7 protein-coding genes are annotated in these 18,595 nt (G+C 41.7%); all 7 read left to right on the top strand.

What is annotated here, in order from left to right; genetic code table 11:
* Nucleotides 1–60: 60 nt before the first annotated feature.
* Nucleotides 61–1,749: a potassium-transporting ATPase subunit KdpA gene (gene kdpA, locus CLV99_RS08735; RefSeq protein ID WP_133584129.1), complete on the top strand. Its 1,689-nt coding sequence runs from the start codon at nt 61–63 to the stop codon at nt 1,747–1,749.
* A 76-nt stretch (nt 1,750–1,825) separates the two neighbouring features.
* Nucleotides 1,826–3,895, top strand: coding sequence for a potassium-transporting ATPase subunit KdpB (kdpB, locus tag CLV99_RS08740; RefSeq protein WP_133584130.1), 2,070 nt, complete (start codon nt 1,826–1,828; stop codon nt 3,893–3,895).
* Between the two features lie 29 nt (nt 3,896–3,924).
* Nucleotides 3,925–4,488, top strand: a complete 564-nt coding sequence (gene kdpC / locus CLV99_RS08745) for a potassium-transporting ATPase subunit KdpC (RefSeq protein ID WP_133584131.1) — start codon at nt 3,925–3,927, stop codon at nt 4,486–4,488.
* A 106-nt stretch (nt 4,489–4,594) separates the two neighbouring features.
* Nucleotides 4,595–5,641: a porin gene (locus CLV99_RS08750; protein WP_133584132.1), complete on the top strand. Its 1,047-nt coding sequence runs from the start codon at nt 4,595–4,597 to the stop codon at nt 5,639–5,641.
* A 25-nt stretch (nt 5,642–5,666) separates the two neighbouring features.
* On the top strand, nt 5,667–6,788 hold the full coding sequence (locus CLV99_RS08755) for a sensor protein KdpD (RefSeq protein ID WP_133584133.1): 1,122 nt from the start codon (nt 5,667–5,669) through the stop codon (nt 6,786–6,788).
* 30 nt (nt 6,789–6,818) lie between these two features.
* Nucleotides 6,819–8,552 (top strand): ATP-binding protein, encoded by a 1,734-nt coding sequence (locus CLV99_RS08760; RefSeq protein ID WP_246032721.1) that lies wholly within the window; start codon nt 6,819–6,821, stop codon nt 8,550–8,552.
* A gap of 535 nt (nt 8,553–9,087) precedes the next feature.
* Nucleotides 9,088–18,595: Ig-like domain-containing protein (locus CLV99_RS08765; RefSeq protein WP_162850071.1), on the top strand; the 9,508-nt coding region annotated here is incomplete at its 3' end.

The raw sequence follows: 18,595 nt of genomic DNA on the forward strand, positions 1-18,595 counted from the left end.
GAACAAACTAAAAATGAAACCGATGTGCAAATGTGCATGTCATGAAATAAATACTTACATATGAACACAGAAATTTTAAGTGTTATCATTCTTTTCGTTCTGACTGTACTGCTGGCTATACCTTTAGGTAGGTACATTGCTCGAGTTTATGCAGGACAGAAGACACTGTTGGATGGAGTTTTTGCTCCCTTGGAGAAATTTTTCTTTAAGCTTAGTGGTATTGATCCATCAAGAGAAATGAGCTGGAAGCAACAGATGGTCGCTATGTTGACCATTAATATGGTGTGGTTTATTATCGGTATGCTCTTGTTGACGACGCAGGGAAGTCTACCACTCAATCCAGATGCTAACCCGAGTATGTCTGCGGATTTAGCTTTTAATACAACGATATCCTTTGTGGTCAACTGTAATCTGCAGCATTATTCGGGGGAGACAGGCGTAAGCTATCTTGCACAGCTATGGTTGATGTTCCTCCAGTTTGTTAGTGCAGGTACGGGCATGGCAGCAGCGGTTATCGTATTTAGGGCATTCCGGGATAAAACGGTCACTACATTGGGCAATTTTTACAATTACTTGGTATTATCCTGTACACGTATATTGTTGCCGATATCGTTGTTGGTCGCTATAGTCCTTATTTTTCAAGGTACACCCATGACATTTGAAGGAAAAGATACGATACAGACCTTGGAAGGGCATACTGTTGAAGTTTCCCGTGGACCAGCGGCTGGTTTCGTTGCGATTAAGCACGTAGGGACTAATGGTGGTGGTTTCTTCGGTACCAACGGTGCTCATCCTTTTGAAAACCCGACCTATCTGACGAATATGTTGGAGATGATGGCACAGATGATTATTCCATTAGCCATGTTGTTTGCATTTGGGTACTTCACTAAGAAGTTACGTTTTTCCTGGATGATGTTTTCGGTTATGACCTTTGGATTCTTGATGTTGGTCATTCCGAATATCTATATGGAGATGAAAAGTAATCCTGCAATTGCGGAAATGGGCGTGAATAATAGCCTGGGAGCCATGGAAGGAAAAGAGATACGTATAGGGGCGGCAGCTACAGGATTCTGGAGTATTGCGACTACAGTAATCTCGACAGGTTCGGTCAATAGTATGCATGATAGTACGATGCCACTGTCTGGCATGAATGAAATGTTGGCCATGATGATCAATAGTTTTTATGGAGGAGTTGGAGTCGGTATATTGAACTTTTTTGTTTTCGTAATACTTGCCGTCTTTATCAGTGGCCTGATGGTGGGACGAACACCGGAGCTGTTTGGTAAGAAGGTCGAAGCAAGGGAAATGAAAATAGCTATGATAGTGGCTCTTATACACCCTTTCTTGATTCTGGTCGGTACAGGATTGTCTACAGCATTTCCGCAACTGACTGAAGGTACACTGAATAATACGGGATTCCATGGATTTAGTGAAATGTTGTATGAGTATACCTCAGCTTCTGCGAATAATGGAAGTGGATTCGAAGGTTTGGGGGATAACACACCTTGGTGGAATATCAGTACGGGTATTGTTTTGATCTTGAGCCGCTTCCTGCCGATTATTGGTCCTGTTGCTATTGCCGGATTGATGGCAGAGAAGAAATTTATTCCAGAAGGAGAAGGAACATTAAAGACGGATACTACAACATTTGGTCTGATGATCTTCACGGCGATCATGATCGTAGCGGCCTTGTCCTTCTTCCCCGCATTGACATTGGGACCTTTGGCCGAATATTTCTCTATGCGTTAATCTGGAAATAGAAAGTTTGTCAAAAAAATAAAGCGCATTATACACTCTAGGAAAATATACTATTAATACTACTGTAATGGAAAATAATAAATCCTTGTTTCAAGGAGATATGGTAAAAGCTGCGTTAAAGCAATCTTTTATAAAGTTGAACCCTACTCATATGTATCGTAATCCTATTATGTTTACGGTCGAGTTGGGGACGCTGATTATGTTGATGGTCTGTATCTGGATTGCCTTAGGTGAGAAGAATCAGGGGGGGCTAATATATAATTTTGTCGTGTTTGTCGTATTGTTGTTGACGCTGTTGTTTGCAAATTTTGCAGAGGCAATCGCGGAGGCTCGAGGCAAGGCACAGGCGGATAGTCTACGAAAGACACGGGAGGATACACCAGCTAAAATGATGGATGGTCGTACTATTTCTTCTGCTCTATTACGCAAAGGGGATACTTTTCAATGTGTAGCAGGTGATGTAATCCCTTCGGATGGGGAGATTGTCGAAGGTTTGGCAACAATTGATGAGAGTGCAATTACGGGCGAGTCTGCACCGGTGATCAGAGAAGCTGGGGGGGACAAAAGTTCGGTAACAGGAGGTACTAAGGTGCTGTCTGACCGTATAGTCGTGCAGGTCACCGCACAACCAGGGGAGAGCTTTCTGGATAAAATGATTGCTTTGGTCGAAGGAGCGAGCAGACAGAAGACACCCAATGAAATAGCGTTGACTATTCTATTGGCTGGGTTTACATTGGTATTTATTCTGGTGACAGTCACCTTAAAGCCTTTTGCTGATTATGCGAATGTGCCTATCACTATTGCATCGTTTATAGCTCTGTTTGTATGTCTAATCCCGACGACTATCGGTGGATTACTATCTGCTATCGGTATCGCTGGGATGGACCGTGCGCTGAAAGCGAATGTTATTACCAAAAGTGGTAAGGCCGTGGAGACAGCAGGGGATATCGATGTATTGCTACTGGACAAGACAGGTACGATTACTATCGGAAATAGAAAGGCAACTAATTTTTATGGTGTAGAAGGGGGCAATAAGGCTGCTTTGATAGAAGCTGCTTTGTTAAGTTCTGTAGTGGATGAGACTCCTGAAGGTAAATCTATCGTCGAGCTGGCTGCTGTGACCGAACAAGCGAGGCTTTCGATGGATAAAGATCGGATTGCTTATCTAAAAGAAGGTATTCCTGTCTTTGAGCATGGTTTGGCCGATTTGAATTTCATTCGATTTACGGCCGAGACCCGTAGTTCAGGGGTAGATATTGGTGATAGAAAGATACGAAAAGGAGCTACCGATGCTATGCGTGCTCAGGTCGAACAGGCTGGTCATGTATTCCCCGAAGATATTCTCGTGCATGTAAAGCGTATCTCGGAAAATGGAGGAACTCCACTGGTGGTAACGGAAAATAATAAAGCATTAGGTGTAATCGAACTACAGGATATTATTAAGACGGGTATACAGGAGCGTTTTGAGCGTTTACGTAAAATGGGGATTAAGACGGTGATGGTTACGGGAGACAATCCATTGACTGCTCGTTATATCGCAGAGAAAGCAGGAGTGGATGATTTTATCGCAGAGGCAAAGCCTGAGGATAAGATGAATTATATTAAGAAAGAACAGATGGCAGGTCGATTGGTGGCGATGATGGGAGATGGTACAAATGATGCTCCAGCACTCGCACAGGCAGATGTCGGCGTAGCGATGAATAGTGGTACCCAGGCTGCTAAGGAAGCTGGCAATATGGTGGACTTGGATAATGACCCTACGAAACTCATTGAGGTAGTTGAGATCGGGAAGCAGTTGTTGATGACACGTGGTACACTGACTACTTTTAGTATAGCGAATGATGTGGCCAAATATTTTGCGATCATACCGGCACTATTTGTCGCAGCTATTCCTGCGCTGCAAGGACTTAATATCATGCGATTGCACAGTCCCGAAAGTGCCATACTTGCGGCAGTTATTTTTAATGCAATCGTCATCCCCATTTTGATTCCGTTGGCACTAAAAGGGGTGGCTTACAAACCGATCGGAGCTAGTGCACTGTTACGTAGAAATCTATTGATATATGGATTAGGAGGTGTGCTGGTGCCTTTTGTAGGTATCAAACTGATTGATATGGCGATTTCTATTTTCTTTTAATTATCTGAAAACTATATAAAGATTTTAATATGAACACAAATATATTACCAGCGATAAAACTGACGTTAGCATTGCTCGTTCTATTCGTTTTAGCATATCCAGCCCTACTTTGGGGCGTGGGACAATTGTCTGAAGGCAAGGGAAAGGGTGTCACTATCCAACAGGATGGAAAGACGTATTATAAAAATATAGGACAATCTTTTCAGGAATCGAAGTATTTCTGGTCTAGACCTTCTGCGGTGGATTATAATGCCGCAGGATCCGGGGCTAGTAATAAAGGTCCGAATGATCAGGAATACCTTGCTGCAGTTCAACAACGTATAGCAGATTTTTTACAACACAATCCTGGTGTCAAAGCTTCGGATATACCTGTAGATCTCGTGACTGCTAGTGGTAGCGGATTGGATCCACATATCTCAGTTGCTGCTGCACAGGTACAGGTATCTAGAATCGCGAAACAACGAAATATTAATGAAGCACAGGTGCTTGCACTTATTGGAGACAATACGGAACAACCTCTTTTAGGATTATTAGGGCCAGAGAAAGTGAATGTATTAATGCTCAACCTAGCTTTAGACCGTCTGGGCAAGTAAATTAAATGTATGGAATATGAAATATCCATGTAGCACATGCTGCACAAACACGGATGAATATAGTTTGGATATTCCATATGGCCATTGAAATACAAATTATTTAGATATGAACTGTGTAACAGCTACTTGGACAGGTCTGTTGGTAGGAGGGGTTTTCTTCGCTCAGGCTCAAGAGAATAACGGATTACGTATCAGTGGATATGCTGAAGTGTATTATCAACGGGATTTTAATGTAGATAAATCAAATCAAAGACCTAACTTTATATACAGTCACAATCGAAACAATGAGGTTAGTTTAAATTTGGGGTTGGTAAAGGCTTCTTATGAAACAGAACGTATGCGTACAAATTTAGGAATCGGTGTGGGCTCTTATATGAGTGCCAATTATGCTGCAGAGCCTGATGTCTTAAAGAATATATATGAGGCTAATCTCGGAGTCCGGCTTTCGTCTACGCATGAACTTTGGCTTGATGTGGGGATATTACCTTCTCATATTGGGTTTGAGAGCGCTGAAGGAATGAACTGTCCTACTTTGACCAGAAGTATAATGGCTGAAAATTCGCCCTATTTTGAGACAGGAGCTAAGCTCTCTTATCAGACGCGCAATAAAAGATGGCAGATGGCATTGCTGGCGCTTAATGGCTGGCAGCGGATACAGCGTGTAGATGGTAATACGACTCCTGCTTTTGGCCATCAATTGACCTTTCGAGCGTCCGAACGCCTGACCTTTAATAGCAGTTCTTTTGTCGGAAGTGATAAGCCTGATAGTACGCGACAGATGCGTTACTTTCATAATCTGTATGGACAATACCAATGGAATGAAAAAATTAACTTTATTGCCGGATTTGATATTGGTGCTGAACAATGTGAAAAAGGAAGTAATCAATATCAGCATTGGTATACTGCAGCGCTGATCATGCAGTATCGGGCAAATGCTAGATTGGCTTTTGCCGGACGTGCAGAATACTATAAAGACCGTAACGGAGTCATCATTGCTGTTGATGATCCTCGAGGGATGGAAGCTGTCGGTGGTTCCGTTAATGCGGACTATCACATACTGCCGAATGTAGTATGGCGTACGGAGGTTAAGAATCTCGTATTGCGAGATGGTCCACGTTGGAGTGCTACGACAGCATTGGCTGTTCGATTTTAGCTAATCTCTACTAGACAGACGAGGTATGGAAGAAAATAAACGGGCCGAACACTTTCTCGAACTGATAAAAAAATCGAGACGAGGTAAGTTCAAACTGTATATAGGCATGAGTGCGGGAGTTGGCAAAACCTATAGAATGCTGCAGGAAGCCCATGCTATGCTCAAGAATGGTATAGATGTTAAGATTGGTTATATCGAAACACATTTTCGAAAAGAAACCCATGAGCTCTTAGAGGGGCTTCCTGTTATTCCTAGAAAGAGGATGTTTTATAAGGGAAAGGAACTCGAGGAAATGGATCTACAGGGGATTCTGTCTGTTCGACCCGAGGTGGTGATTGTCGATGAATTGGCTCATACCAATATGGAAGGGAGTGCCAATGAGAAGAGGTGGCAGGACGTGATGGATATTCTATCTGCAGGGATCAATGTGATCAGCGCAGTAAATATCCAGCATATCGAAAGCCTGAATGATGAGGTACATCGTATTACTGGCGTCGAAGTGCGTGAGCGTATTCCTGATAGTGTAGTCGCACTGGCCGATGAGGTAGTGAATATAGATCTAACAGCCGAAGAATTGATTGATCGCCTAAAGGCAGGGAAAATTTATGACAAAAGCAAAGTTGACAGTGCTCTTGTCAATTTTTTTAAGAGTGATCATATTCTTCAGTTGAGGGAGTTGGCCCTAAAAGAAGTCGCTTCTCAAGTGCAACGAAAAGTCGAATCGGAGGTCGCTCCGCTGCGTGCGGTAAAGAAAGAGCGGCTAATGGCTTGTATCAGTTCGAATGAAAAGACCGCTCGCACAATAATTCGTAAGACCGCCCGACTGGCCAACTATTACAATGCGGTATGGTATGTGCTCTACGTGCAGACAGGTAAAGAAAGTGTGGATAAGATAGCCTTAGATAAACAGCGCCATCTCATTAATAATTTTAAATTGGCAACCGAATTGGGGGCTGAGATCGTAAAGATAAAAAGCAATGGTATTACGCAGGCTATTTTGACACAATGTGAGGAGCGTAAGATAACGACGGTATGTATCGGGAAGCCACATATGACCTTGTTACGGATTATTTTGGCAACGGATACGTTTAATACCTTATTGAATAAATTGTCCAAGGAAAATATAGACTTGGTTATTTTGAGCTGATAGCTCCCTGATTATATTATAGGATAGGTTATGAAGATGAACATAAAAGCAAAAATTACGTTTGGGGTAGGGATGTTATTCTTCCTGATTGTCTTGCTGGCTGCGGTCAGTGGTTGGTATGTCAATCAGTTGAAAAGAGATACGAACAATATTCTTGTTGCCAATTACAATACCCTACAGTATGCGAATAATATGTTGACTGTACTTGACGAATTGGATACAGATCCTGTTGCAGTGAATCTATTTAAGGAGAATCTGGATAAGCAAAGCCGCAATATGACGGAAATAGGTGAGCGTGATGCTACACAGTTGATTTTACAACATTTACAGGCATTGGAGCAAAAGCCGGATGATCCCGTCCTGATAGCGGCTATACGTACTGATATTACCGAGCTGATGCGATTGAACATGGGAGCTATCGAACGGAAGAGCGATATAGCGGATGATACGGCTCATCGTGCTATTGTGATTATATCGATAACAGGAGCATTGTGCTTTTTGATTGCTTTTGTACTGTTGGTCAATCTTCCATCGTCTATTGCCGATCCGATTACCGAACTCTCTGCAAGTATCAAGGAGATCGCCAATCAAAATTATAAGAAGCGTGTTTTCTTTTCCGGTCACAGGGAGTTTGGAGAGCTGGCACAGTCTTTTAATACGATGGCCGAAAAGTTGGAAGAGTATGCGGATAGCAAATTGGATAAGTTGTTAAAAAGTAAGAAACGTATAGATACCCTTATCGAGCGAATGCATGATCCAGTGATCGGAACGGATGAGGACGAGGTTATTCTATTTGCAAACGAGCAAGCCTGTAAGGTAACAGGGATGAAAAATGAGGAATTGATAGGTCGGTCAATTCGAGATCTGGTACTGCACAACGATCTGTTGCGGGATGTGTACCTTGATTGGAATAGAAGTGTGGATGCTATACCAGGTACTAAGACGCTTAAGATATATGCGGATGGTAAAGAAAGTTATTTTGAAAAGGAATTGGTTAATATCAATATCGTTCCTACTGGGGAGGAGGGTGAACAGTTTATAGGACGGGTTATTCTGTTGAAAAACATTACTGCTTTTAAAGAAATGGATTTGGCTAAAACCAATTTCATTGGAACGGTGTCACACGAGTTTAAAACACCTATAGCTTCTATCAAATTAGGCATACAGTTGCTCGAAAATAAGCAGGTTGGCGAGTTGAATGAGGAGCAAAACGGGCTGGTGTTAGGTATTAAAGATGATTTACAGCGTCTTTTGGATATTACAGGTGAGCTACTGAATATGGCACAGGTCGAAAGTGGTGCGATACAAATGAATGTGGCCTCCACGGAAGTACGACCTATCGTGGAGTATGCTGTCGAGGCCAATCGCGCAGCAATGGATCAACGGCATATACAGGTGGTAGTTGATATTGATGAGCCTACTGCCGAAGTACAGGCCGACTCTGAAAAAACAGCGTGGGTGCTGACTAATCTTCTTTCCAATGCGTTGCGCTATTCGCACGATGAATCTAGAGTATATATCCACGTATATAGTAAGGAAGACAAAATATGGTTTGCTGTAAGGGATACAGGGCAGGGGATACTTCCTGAGTATATGGACAAGATCTTTCACCGTTATTTTAGGGTTCCCGGTTCTAAAAAAGAAGGGACAGGATTGGGGCTGAGTATCAGTAAAGAATTTATCGAGGCACAGGGAGGCACTATTACTGTAGAAAGTGAATATGGGGTAGGCAGTGTTTTCTCTTTTTGTCTCAAAAAAAGCTAACTATCAGTATTTCATTTTTATATCAACCTCAGTCCAAATCTGAGGTTTTTTTGTTTTGTTCAACGAGCGTTGAATGTTGTGCCGACAACTATTTTTAATGTTTAGTAGGTGTTTTTGTAGCTTAAAATTTACAAAATGAAACTAAAACATTCTCTTTGGTTAATTTAATAACATGTGTCACTAAAAAAAGTGATATATATCACTTTTTTTAGTGACACATGTTAACTGTTTGGTGAAAGTATTTAATGACTTCCGTTTTTTTTATTCGTTTCAAGAAAATTTGTCGCAATGGTAAAGCTTTTTAGTCGGCTAACCTCTATTTTAAATATATTTAAATATTGTTTTAGTTAATTAATATTCCGAAAATAATCTTAAAACTTTCGTTTGAATAATTTTTTTTAATAAAGAGTAACATTTAGTTTTGTAATGTATTTATCATGTTACATATGATAGATGCTACCTAGTTGAAATTGTAATGATGTATTTGAGTGCGCGGATTCGCGGGCTCAGAGTCCATACCAAGTTGTTGATATATATGAAAAATGCAAGTCAAGCCCCTGGATTATTGCGAAGCCGTTCGTTAAGCTTCCTGTTTATGCTGGTTACTTATTGTAGTTTGTTGCTGATGCCTGGATGGGCCAGGGGGCAGACGAAGATTCTGGCTAATGAGGTGACTTATACAAGTCCTAACACTGCTAAAGATCTTTTAGAGAACGTTCCACTTGTCACTAAAACAAAGAAAACCGTTGAGGAGCCTAATAATGCTTTGACAGATGATGATTCGTACGCACGGCTTATTGGCTCGCCAGGTTTATTGCTAGGTCTAGGATCATTTGAGGGTGTTATTGAACTCAAGTTTCCAAGTACATTACCCGCGAATACCTGGTCTTACGTTAGGATTCAGGGAGATGGAGATCTTTTTAAAGCTTTGCTAGGCGGGAGTTTAGGTAATGTTTTAGGAGTTGTTTTGAATGCTGTTTTAATTGGTGGACAAGAAATGGAGTTTGATGCTCGATTGGGGGCTAATTCCGTTTTAAAACGATCGAGTACGCAAGGTTTTGGTACAGATAACGTTAAGCTGTTAATTGATGCGGACGGTAGTTACGTGTTAGCAATGCGTCCAGCAAGTGGATATGATCGTATTCGTATAACAAATAAAACTGGTTCTCTTTTAGGTTTAGGCACTGTAAAAACATTAGATGTTTATAATGCCTTTTACTATGAAGATAATAATAAGGATTGTGGACGGCCATTCTTCACCTCTTTTGATGGTACCAGTACTGGTTTGACATTAGATGTTCTTCCTATAGATAATGGAACAATAAAGTATGCTATTGACACAGATCCTAATACTTTTACGACTTTAAAGGCTTCTTCAGTTTTGGGACTTAGTGTTGCCGGAAGTATATCTCAGAATTTTTATTTTCCAACGGCTACAGATGAAACGTCTACCGCGAATATTAAATTGGCGCTCGGATCTGGTGGTTTATTAGATTTAAAGGTTTTGAGTGGTATAGATGTTATATTCAAAAATAATGGACAGACAGTTGCGACAAAATCTTTAAGTAGCGGATTGCTTGCAGGAACAAATTTGCTAGGATTGCTGCAAAATGGGCAACCCGTAACATTAACGTTTGGATTAGGAGCGAAATTTGATCAAATAGAAATTCGTTCCAGTGCTTTAGTCGGGTTGAGCTTAGCAGCTCCTGATATTAAGATTTACGATGTGCAGCGTTATGATGGTGTGACTTGTGTGAATCCTAATATTGTAACACCGACTCCGACTTCGCCCATGTTGTCACAAAAGAATTGTGCAGTGGGACTTATCGCTCATCAACACGCGAATTTTCCTACTAATACCATTGATGGAAATAACGATACCTATACTACACTAGAAGCAAGCTCCGGAATTGCTGTGGGTGTAGGTGCTTATAATGGTTTTGTCGAGATGGGATTTGCAACTCCAGTAGCCGCTGGAAAAACTACTTACGTGCGTATAGATTTTGATAATGAAGTACTAGGAGGTCTGCTGAATGGTAGTGTGGGAGGATTATTGAACGGAGTTGTAGGTAACGTTTTATTCGGGAACCATTACTTTACGATTGAAGGAAAGAGTAATGGAGCTGTGGTTTATAGCCGATCAAGTAATGATGGACTCTCTAGTATAGGCAAAGTTGGTGCAGGAGGTGCGAGGATTGTACAAGATAAAAACGGACATTATTATATTGCAATCACACCGGATGTTGAAATAAATTCAGTTAGAATTACAGAGAATCTGGGTGCATTGGTGGGACTTGGGACTGTAAAAACTATGAATGTCTATCATGCATGTCACGCTACGGGGGCAGAGCCATGTGAGCAAGGTTTTGCGACGTTCTCTGAGTCTTCGGGTATTACATTAGATTTATTAGGTCTAGGCGCAGCAGGAGTAACTGAGGCGCAAAACGCAATAGATTTAGGCTCTGATGGTAAGGCTAATCTTACTACAGCATCCAAAATAAGTGTAGGAGCAGTTGGCATTGCTGGAACAATGATGCAACATGTTCAATTTCATGGGCTTTCTACTGATCGAGATCACTTTAGAGTGAAAATGAAGATGCAGAATAATGGCGTAGTCACTGCAAATGTACTTGGTAGCATTATTGTAAAAGCATATGATGGTGAGCAAGAAGTGTATTCACAACGCTTAAATGAGCGGTTAATCCCAGGACTGGATTTATTGAATTTGCTTTCCTCAGGACAAATGGTTAATCTTCCATTTGCGCCAGGGAAGTCTTTTGATAGAGTAGCAGTCGGAATCGCTTCTCTGGTGGATGCGAATATTATTTCAGTTCCACTGGAAATATATAGTATTGAACGTTTTTCACAGGCTTGTCCAGATCCCGAATTAAAGTGGGATCCTAAGACTACACCGCCTTTCAAAACGCCAGCCTGTGTCGACGAAGTGACAAGTTTTGAAAATGTAAATTTCCCATACGAGGCTATTACTGATAATCCAAGTGCAGATACATATGCCACGCTTACTGCAGGTGCTGGAGTAGCTGCAGGACTAGGTAGCTATTCGAGCCATATTGAACTGAAATACTCTGGTATCGGAGCTGCGGCACACGAGGTGTCTTACATACGGGTGGATACTGAAGGAAATCTTTTTAAAGCGTTATTAGGCGGATCACTAGGTAATACTTTGGGGAATGTCTTAGGCTCTGTTGCTTTGGGTAACCAGTATATAGTTGTTCAAGCTAAAGATGCTGTTGGTAATCCAGTAGGAACAGCACATTCAAGTGTAGCAGGTTTCAACAGCGAGTTTGTCAAATTGGTAAAAGATAAGGATGGTAAGTTCTATTTAGCAGTTACAGCTGCAGGTGCCTATCAATCAGTGCGTATAGAATATCACCATACTGCTCTAGTAGGTGCTATGGGATCGTCTGCATTGAAAGTATATAGCATGTGTAGGGAGACTGAGTTTGATGCTTGCGAACAAGCGACTTTCACTTCATGGGATGGCAATGGAATTGCTCTAGATATTGCCGATTTGACAAAAGGTGGTGTGGCTAATCCAGAGTTTGCTTTAGATGGCAGCAATAGTTCGAACTATTCGACATTAAATGTAGGTATAGTAGGAGTAGGTGCTTCTGTCTCTCAAAAGGTATATTTCAAAACGAAATCAGATATCACCGATGAGTTGAGAGTTCGTTTGCAATTGGCAAATCCAGGAATATTGAATTTAGATTTATTTGGAAATACCAAGTTGATATTCTACGATGGAGAGCAGAACGTAAAAGAAATGACGTTGGCATCTGGCTTAATCAATAATATTGATTTGTTAGGTTTATTCAATTCAGGAGGCGTACAATCCTTTACTTTTGCACCAGGTGTGGCATACAATCGTGTAGAACTGCGGATAGAAACAGTGGTTGGCGTCAATACCAGTGCCCCGATTCGCCTATATGGTATGTCGCGCATTACTGCGGGATGTCCAGACCCAGACTTCCTTTCTCCAAATGAGGTGTTTAAATCACCAGTTTGTGCTGACGGCGTTGAGCTTGGTAACGTAAGGGCGGTAGATGATGTAACCAATGCGGTGGACGGAGATTATAATACCTATGCAAACATGCGGTCAGACGCAGGTGCGATCTTTGGTATCGGCAACAAAGAAAGTATTCTTGAATTGAAATATGGTGCAGCTGTAGGTGCGAATACAACTTCTTACTTAAGGATAGGTGATGATGCAGGTATACTTGAGTCATTATTGTCAGGAAGTATTGGTGAAGCAGTATATGGATTGCTAAATAATGTCGCTCTAGGTGATAATTATTTCGTGGTCCGTGCCAAAAATGGTGCTAATAAAGTTCTAGAAGGAAGTAGCAGAAATGGCTTTGCTGATGCTAATGGATTGATAAAAATAGTCCAAGATAAAGCAGGTAGACATTATGTAGCTATCTCACCGAATCTTGATTATACAAGTGTAGAAATTAAAGCATTTTCCGAATCTTTAATAGGTGTGCTAGCCAACGGATATAATCTACACGTATACGGCATGTGCCATGAAACTGATTTTTCTGGTTGTCAAGAGGGATTCTCTACTTCTTGGGACGGTAGTGGACTTTCGGTCGGTATTACAGGGGTTGGTTCATATGGGGTTAAAGATGCGTTCAAAGCATTGAACAACAATAATAATGGTGATTATTCAACCTTAAGCCTTGGTAATTTAAGTGTCGCAGGACATATTCAACAAAATATACAATATACTAATACCGTTGCGGCTAATACACCATTTAGATTAAAGATGGAAGTAGGCACAGGAACTGTTAATGTCTCTGTTTTTGATGGTATCAGAATCGTAGGGTATAAAGACGGTGTAGAAACTTATAATGAGCCATTGCAAACAGCAGTATTAGGTGGAGTTTCTTTAGGTACTTTATTTAATAATGGTGGTGCGCATGATGTAGATTTTGCGATGGATCAAGAGGTAGACGAAATTGCTCTGAGATTAAATTCTTTGGTAAGCGCTACTGTGGGAGTTCCGGATGTTCGTTTGTACTACATCGTTCAAGATTGTAATTTACCTTTATTCACTGCTTGGAAGTCATTCAAAGTAGGTAATGATGCAAATATTAAGACTGTAAAAGGTGGTGAAGAAGTAGAATATACTATCCATGTACGCAACACAGGTTCTGTGGCGCTGAACGATTATATCGTTACGGATGCTATTCCTGCCAATACTACTTATGTAGCAGGATCGGGAGGTACATTTGCAAATGATGTAGTGACATTTACTGATATTGATGTAGCGGCAGGAGCTACTACGACTGTGAGTTTCAAAGTTACTGTAAATCCAGATCTAACGGGTGTTACTAAAATTAGCAACGTTGCATTGGTTAAGAAAGATGTTGCAGATCCAGGAACGGAAACTTTCCCCCCATCTGCAGCGGATCCGAATGAGCCAAAAACAGATGGAGATAAAGGAACGGATATACCAGTTGATCAAATCTCATCAATATCTACTTGGAAATATGCTGGGGCCTCACAGGCAGGGACAGTAGTTGCTTTTGTGTCCGGAGGCGAAACAATAGAGTATACCATATATATTAAAAATACAGGTAACCAAGCTTTAACAGGCGTTAAGGTTACAGAAGCTGTACCAACAGGGACAACCCTAGCTGCCGGAAGTTCTATAACTTTCCCAGATTTAAATATAGCCGTAGGTGCTACAGAGTCTGTCACTTTCTCTGTTACGGTTAATAACGACTTGACTGGAGTTAATTCTATTAGCAACGTAGCTACAGTTACTGTCGGAGGGACACCGGTACAGACTACTCCGGCTGATCCAATGAATCCTATTGTTGGTCCTGATCCAAACAAAAATCCTGGTGATCCGACAGAGGTTCCGGTTGCCAAAGTGGGTAAAGTAACCACATGGAAGTCATTTATTATTGATGGAGACCCGTCTATACAGACTGTTCAGGGAGGAGAGTTGGTGGAATATACCATCCACATCCGAAATACAGGAAACACGCAATTGACGAATGTCAAGATTGCTGATGAACTACAGGCTGGTATTACATATGTTTCCGGTGGTTTTTTTGACGGTACTCGTGTAACTTTTGGTGCTACTGGTACTACACCGATTAATATTAACTACGGTCAGACGATAACACGCACATTTACTGTACGTGTCAATGCAGACCTGAGCCGCATTAATACCATTAGTAATATTGCGACAGTAGAAGGTGATGGCTTAACACCTACGCCCACTGTACAACCGGATCCAAATGACCCTAATGAACCGGGGGGGGCAGGGACGACGGATATTCCTGTTGTGGATAACTCGCAAGTGACTTTTACAAAAGTTGGAGCGAATGCCACGGGGGCTAAGAAAATTGAGGAAGGGCAGACATTGACATATGTCCTTACGGTCGAGAATACAGGAAATAAAGATTTGACAAATGTCACTGTAACAGATCCTTTATTGGCGGTACCTAGTTACTTTACAAATCAAGTTAAGGTCAACGGCGTTGCGCAGACAGTCGTCGGAGGTACCGGAGTAACACATACTATTGGAGGCCTGTCGGTAGGTGCGTCAGCAACTGTTACGATTCAACTAACAGCCGTAGCTAATTTGCCGGACAGCGATCCTGTTGTAAATATTGCGACAGTAACTTTTACAAAAGAAGATAATACCACAGATACCGAGACAGCTACAGAGACAGTTCTATCGGACTGCGATCCAGTATCTGCAAGTAATATAGATGTAACACCTGTCTCTTCGGTGATATGCTTAGATGAACAGACTACATTTACAGCAACTCTTGCCGTAGGTTCGATGCCTACAGGCGCAGACTTTGTATGGCGTAGAGGATCCGATAATGGGCCTATCGTACATAAAGGAGATACCTATACAGTGACACCTAGCACTGCGGGCACACATACCTATGTCGTAAGTATCGAAGGTGGAAGAGCTTGTTTCCAAACACCAGGTAAGACAGTTAGTGTAACAGTTAGCCCTCGAGCGACTGCCGACTTGGTCACTGCACGAGATATTGTGGCATGTGCAGACGGGTCTATTAATTTAAAGGACTCTGTTTATATCGATATATCTTTAGCGAATCGAAATCCTGTAATCAGATTCTACGAACAGGCTGAATTGCTAACGGAATTAGTATCCACAACTATACCAACCGTTGAAGGTACGCATACGTATTATGTCACTGTGAGTGCTGATGGTCTGTGTGAGAATGCTCCGAATACTGCAGCCACACTTGTGGTAACTGTCAACCCACGCGCTGTGGCAGCAGATATTGCTGTTGCGGGTACGACGATCTGCGAAGGAGATAATACAACGCTTACAGCCGCTTTATCATCGGGGAAACAAATTAATAACCCTATATTTAAATGGTATAGTGATGCTGGATTAACTACATTGGTACATACAGGAGCTAGTTTTACACCATCTCCAGCATTGACAGTTACAACATCTTATTTTGTTACCGTTCAGGGAACAGGTGTTTGCGAGAATCTACCCGCAGAAGCCAAAGAAGTTGCTGTTACGGTGACACCTAGAGGTAAAGCTGGATTTATTACAGTAAACGGCCCAACGGAAGTCTGCGAGGGCAGTAAGATGCTTTTCCAAGCTACGTTGACTCAACCTACACCTCAGATTATAAACCCGGTGATCAGGTGGTATAAAGATGCTGCATTGACCGAATTGATCTATGAAGGTAATACTTTTGAATCAATCGCAGACGCGAGTCGTATCGGGGTGAATACATTGTACGTCACTGTATCAGGTGATAACTACTGTGAGAATGCTGTAGGTACTGCCCAAAATCATGTAATAACGGTGAATGAAATGGCTGTTGTTAAACTGGAAAGTAAACAGACCTCATTCGCAATTTCGAAGGGGGCGGTGCTTGATTTATGGGGTGTTAGTGGTCCTACGGTATCGCCGGCTACGACAACTGTCAAATGGTATGACCAAAATAATGCTGAAGTAGATCCTGCTAATGTGGAAAACTGGCTGAAGAATATTTCATTCTCTGCTGAAGGTACTTATACTTTACGTGTGGAAGCTAGTGCAGGTAGTTGTGTTTCTAGTACAACGATTACCATTACTGTATTTGATCCAGACCAGTGTCCTCCGTCCGTACAACGCGTTTATGCTTCAAGTCAAAGCTGGAGTTCAGTGATTACGGGAGGAGTTTCTAAGGAAGAACAAGCTGTTGATGGGAATGTGAAGACATATTCTACATTAACTACTGGGGTTGGTCTATTGGGGATAGGTACGGTATGGCAGAATTTAAATTTTGGACACAAGGTACCTGCAGGAACTCCTGTAACCGTTAAGCTTGGTAAAGAATATAGTGGATTGATGCTTGCAGGTGGTATTACGGTAGTAGGCTATAATGATGATGGTGATATAGGAGCGATCCGTGGTGTACAAGGTGCGATTTTAGATTTGTTGAACGCTGATAACGTTGTAGAGTTTACTTTTGTGCCGACCGAAGGAGGTGTAGCAAAACCTTATACTGGCGTACGTGTAATACAAGGTGCACTGGTTAGTGTGGCGCAGAATGTCCGTTTGTATGGAGCTTATTATACAAAGAGTGGATCGGTAAATTGTGATCCTATTGACGCAAGCACGAACAGGGATATTCTAGATCTGTACCATGGAGTACGCACTATTGGCCTTGGAGTAGCTAGCTCTTTGGCTACAGTCAAAGACCCATGGAAAGCAGTAGATAATAATCCAAATACATTTGCCGAATTTTGGGCGGGCGCAGGCATCCTCAATGAAGGCTTTATTACACCAGTTTTCAAAACAAGAAGTACGGCTACAGATTCATTGCACATTACTTTGGCTATTCCAAGTCAACCGGTATTGAGTCTTAGTTTGTTGACAAATATTAAGATACAGCGTTACCTTGGGAATACTAAGGTAGGGGATGCAATACAACCTTTTGATCAGAATATTCTTGGATTACGTCTGTTGGGTTTGATGGGAGATGGTTCGCAGAAGGCAATATTAACTATTCCTTCGGATGGATTAATTTACGATAGGGTCGATGTTGCCTATGGCAAGTTTGTGTCAGTAGGCGGTGATTTCGTAAATGTTTATGATGTAGCGCTAGTGCCTAAAATAGCCAATGTGGACGATGGTTCTATGAGCTTTGAGGTGTGTGCAGCGGACGATTTACGGATCCAGATGCAAGACGGTTGTACCACTTATGAATTGTTCGATGATAAGGGGAACTCCTTAACAACGACAGACAATCTGAACTTTAAACTTCCTACAGGTGTACAACCTGGTACTTACACGTATTATGTACAGGCTAAACGTTACGATTGTGCGGTAGGACCAAGACAGGAGATAACTGTCAAGGTTAATGCATTGCCGACGACATCAAGTATCAAGCTCAATGATGTGGAACAAACTGCAATTACGTTGGCTCCATACGAGCAAATGAAGGTAGAGGTTACAACAGATGCGACTACAACTATAGCAAAATGGGAAGTTAATGAGAGTGGTACTTGGAATGAGTATACCGTAGCTGGTACGGACAAGACAGCATTTACATATGCTGTGCCATTAAAACCGGCTGGTTCTCAAGTCAAATTCAGAGCTTTACTAACTTCTGATAAAGGATGTGATGCCTATACAGGTGAAATTGTATTAAATATCAAAGCCCAAGAGGTTGACTATGATAAATCGAAACTTGTAGTTAAAAAAGGTACAGCCGTTGCAGATGGTTCGGATATGAATACGGTCGAAGCGCAGATACGCGATAAGTTTGACATGCCTATTGCGGGTATCACGGTAGCGTATACCGTTTCAGGTTTGACAGGCGTTCAGACATCTACATTAATTGGTACTTCAGATGCTAATGGCCAGTTCGAATTGACATTGACCAGTGAGAAGATCGGTACAGCTAGTATCACAGCTACTGCTGGTGGTAGAGCGATCACGGTAGGAAGCCCTGCATTGGTTACGTTTGTTGCCGGTGCTATTGATTTCAGCCTATCTAATATTGAGGTTATTGATAATA

The sequence above is a fragment of the Sphingobacterium yanglingense genome, from assembly GCF_004363245.1.
GTDB lineage: Bacteria > Bacteroidota > Bacteroidia > Sphingobacteriales > Sphingobacteriaceae > Sphingobacterium > Sphingobacterium yanglingense.